This window comes from Sphaerobacter sp., from assembly GCF_019683595.1.
GTDB lineage: Bacteria > Chloroflexota > Chloroflexia > Thermomicrobiales > Thermomicrobiaceae > Sphaerobacter.
The window spans coordinates 1-3,787 of the sequence record NZ_JADGHZ010000261.1 but is presented as its reverse complement, the minus strand read 5'-3'; the positions used below and the strand labels follow the sequence as shown (position 1 = coordinate 3,787).

Annotated in this window: 3 protein-coding genes; all 3 read left to right on the top strand. The window is 71.5% G+C overall.

What is annotated here, in order from left to right; genetic code table 11:
- The first annotated feature begins 288 nt into the window (after positions 1 to 288).
- Positions 289 to 633 carry a hypothetical protein gene (locus IRZ30_RS16290; protein WP_294086666.1) on the top strand — a complete coding sequence of 115 codons (345 nt, stop codon included), beginning with the start codon at positions 289 to 291 and terminating at the stop codon, positions 631 to 633.
- Between the two features lie 247 nt (positions 634 to 880).
- The gene (locus IRZ30_RS16285) at positions 881 to 2,788 is read left to right on the top strand and encodes an endonuclease/exonuclease/phosphatase family protein (RefSeq protein ID WP_294086664.1); all 1,908 of its coding nucleotides are present in this window, start codon (positions 881 to 883) and stop codon (positions 2,786 to 2,788) included.
- Positions 2,789 to 2,836: 48 nt separating this feature from the next.
- Positions 2,837 to 3,787, top strand: a 951-nt coding sequence (locus IRZ30_RS16280; protein ID WP_294086662.1) for an acryloyl-CoA reductase, incomplete at its 3' end; no start/stop codon positions are given.

Sequence of the window (3,787 nt, the reverse complement as noted above, 5' to 3'; positions counted from 1 at the left end):
CCCCGGGGCCGGGGCCCGGGCGCGGGGGCGCCCCCCCCACCCGCCCGGCGCGCCCCCCCCGGCGCGCGGCGGCGGCCGCGCGATACCACAGCGGCGGCTCGGGCTGCCGCACGCCAAAGAGCGCAATCACCAACGAGCTACGTTCAATAACGCCGCTGCGGGGCGACAACACCACGGGAGCCGGACCTGCCACACGCGACGGCATCACACGAGATCGCCGATGACCTCGGGCCGCACTGTGGGATGATCGTTCTGAGGGTGACCGGATTCACCGGAGAGGAGTCCGTGGTGTTGCCGACCCATGAGCACATTGCCGATCACCGGGGACACGCGATCTGGCGCCGCAAGCCGGGGTTCGAGTTCACGCCGGTCCTGCTCGGCAAGATCGCCTCGTTCCTGGTGCGACCGCCAGACGGCGGCGTGGCCGTCTTCGCCTTCATGTACTCGCTGCTCGACACGCTCGACGGCACGCCGCCCGACGAGGCGGACCTGCTCGACGCCGCGCTCCAGACGATCGAGGACGCCATCGACGCCGGGCCGCTCGCGGACCGCCACGAAGCTACCTACGAGTACCGGAGCGGCGAGTGGGTGCCGGTGCGCGATCCACGCTGGTGGGTCAGCGTGCTCCGCTGAGGCGCCCCAACACCCGAGTTGTCGCCACCCGCGCTACAATGCATCGTGTCATTCCGACCGAAGCGGAATGGTGCGACATCGGAGTGGAATCGCTCCGTCCGCGAGGTGCCGGAGGGGTGACGGGGAATGGATCCCTCCACTGCACCGCCTGCGGCTCGTGCCGGGATACCATGGTTGCGTCCCGCTCCCAACGTTGGGAGCGGGGACGGGGGTGAGGGCCATCCACTCGCGTCACAAAGGAGCTGGAATGACCGCGACGTTGACTCCCCGGTCGCACCCGGTCGCAGTGCCGAGCGCGGAGCGCTCGCTCTTGGCGAGTGTGGTGTTGGCGGCGCTGGCGACCACGGTCATGGTCGGGGCGATGCGCGTCTTCGTCTCCTACATGGTCTTCGTGATCGACCAGGCCAACCGGGGAACCCTGGCCGCCGTGGCGGTGGGGGTGTTTCTCGGCGTCGGGCTCGGCGGCCCGTTGATCCGGGTGATCGGACCACAGCGTGCGCTCCTCGGCACGGCCGAGGCACTGGTCCTGGCGCGCCTGCTCCTTCAGTTCTGGAACGCGCCCGTCCCCCGGCTCGTGCTCGGCGCCGCGGTGATCATCGCTTGGGGCTGGCTCACGCTGAGCCTCATCACCCGTGACCGCCGCGCCGTCGCGTTCGGCCTGCCGATGGGGCTGGCGCTCGACCTCGGCATCCGCATCGCGCGGGGCACGGTCGACCTCCCCTGGCTGCCCGGCCCCGGTGCCCATGCGGTCACGGTCGTCCTGCTGCTGGCGCTGCTCGGCAGCGCGCTCGCGGTAGGGCGGGCCGCACCCGGTGCGGAGTCCGCCGGCGCGGCGCTTCCGCTCCTGGTCGTCGGCCCGGCGCTGGCACTGTTCCACCTCCAAACCGGCAACCTCGGGGTGGCCGAGACGCGGCTCGACTTCGATCTGCCCGGCGCGGGTGCCACGCTCGCGCTCGGGGCGATCGTCGGACTGGTCGGGAGCGGCCTCGTGGCGAACGGAAGCGAGCACCAGCCGCGCATGAGCACCGCGGCCGCGCTCGCCATCGCCCTCGCGGCCGGGCTGTGGCTGTCGTGGAACACGGAGGGCCGGGCGCTGGTCGCGGCCGGGCTCGTGGCGACCGTCGCGGCAAGCCTACCGCTGGTGACGGCGGCGCTGCTCGCGCCCACGCGGCACGAGCGGGCGAGCCTCTCGGCCGACACCGCCGCCTTCACCGGCGGGATGCTGCTGCAGGTCGGAATCATCTTCGCCTACTACACCTTCTCCGGCCGGCCGGAGCTGATCTGGCCCGCCGTCCTGCTGCTCGCGGCAGGGGCGGTTGCCGCCGCGGCGCCGCGTCTACGTCTCCCATCGGTGGACATGCCGGCCTTGCCAGCCGTCACATTGGGCCTTGTCGGCTTCCTCGTGCTCGCCTGTGGCTGGTCCTGGCTCACCGCCGAGGACGTGGCCGCCGGTCCGCCGCTCGGCCCCGAGATCACGGTCATGACCTACAACACGCAGAACGGCTTCTCCATCGACAACCACTTCGCCCTGGACGCGCTCGCTCGCACGATCGAACAAGCCAACCCCGACGTCGTCGTGCTCCAGGAGGTCAGCCGCGGCTGGCTCGTCTCCAGCGGGGTGGACGAACTGCGCTGGTTCAGCCACCGACTCGGGATGCCCTACGTCTTCGGCACGAACGCCGACGACGGGATCTGGGGTAACGCGATCCTGACCCGCGCCCTGATCCTGGAAGTCGCCCACCGCCAGTACACGACCACGCAGAACCTCAAGCGCGGCGTCATCGGCGTGCGGCTTGCGACCGAGCGAGGCGACCTCTGGGTCTTCGGCACGCACCTCGACGACCCGACAGAGGCGGGCCAGGTGCGCATGACCCAGGTGACGGAGCTGATCGACGTCTGGGGCGGGCGAACACCGGCGCTCCTGCTGGGCGACCTGAACGCCGAGCCGGACAGCGAGGTGCTCCAGGCGCTGGCGGCGGCCGGGTTCGTCGACCTCGGGGAGGTCCTCGGGCCGGAGGCATGGACCTCGGAGGACCACCGCCGGATCGACCACATCCTGGCAACCACCGGCATCGAGTTACGTGACATCGAGATCCTGGACAGCCGCGCGTCCGACCACCGCCCCGTCGTCGCCCGGCTGACCATCCTGCCGTGACCAAGCCGGCAAGATCTCGGCGCTGCTGAGCAGGGAAAGGACTATGAGATGACCGCGATTCCGAACGAATTCCGCGCCCTGTACGTCGAGAAGGACGGCGAGGACGTCTCGGTCGCCTTCCGCACGCTGCGCCCCGAGGACCTGCCGCCGGGCGAGGTGACCATCCGCGTGGCCTACTCCAGCGTGAACTACAAGGACGGCCTGGCGGTGATCCCGACCGGGCGCGTCGTGCGCCGCTATCCGATGGTGCCGGGGATCGACCTGGCCGGCACGGTGGTCGAATCGCAGGATCCTCGCTTCCAGCCGGGCGACGAGGTGCTGGCTACCAGCTACGAGATCGGCGTCTCACACTTCGGCGGCTACAGCGAGTACGCGCGCATTCCCGCCCAGTGGGTCCTCCCGCTGCCGGCGGGCCTGACGACTAAAGAAGCGATGGCGCTGGGCACCGCCGGGCTGGCCGCCGCGCTCTCGGTGCACCGCCTGCGCGAGCACGGCGTCACGCCGGAGCAGGGGCCAGTGCTGGTCACCGGCGCCACCGGGGGCGTCGGCTCGATCGCCGTCTCCATCCTGGCCCAGCTCGGCTACCACGTCGCCGCCAGCACCGGCAAGGCGGCCGAGCACGACTACCTCCGGAGCCTCGGCGCGCAAGAGATCCTGTCGCGGGAGGAGACGTCGGCCGAGAGCACGCGCCCGCTGGAGAGCCAGCGCTGGGCCGGCGCCGTCGACCCGGTCGGCGGGGCGACCACCGCCAACCTGCTACGCACCACCCGGTACGGCGGCACGGTGGCCCTCTGCGGTGTCGCCGGCGGTGCCGCGGTGGCGACGACCGTCTTCCCCTTCATCCTGCGCGGCGTGACGCTGGCCGGGGTCGACACCGTCGAGTGCCCGATGGACCTGCGCCGCGAGATCTGGCAGCACCTCGCCACCGACTGGAAGCCCGCCGGCCTGCTCGACCCGATCACCCAGGAGATCCCCTTCACCGACCTCCCGGCCACCCTC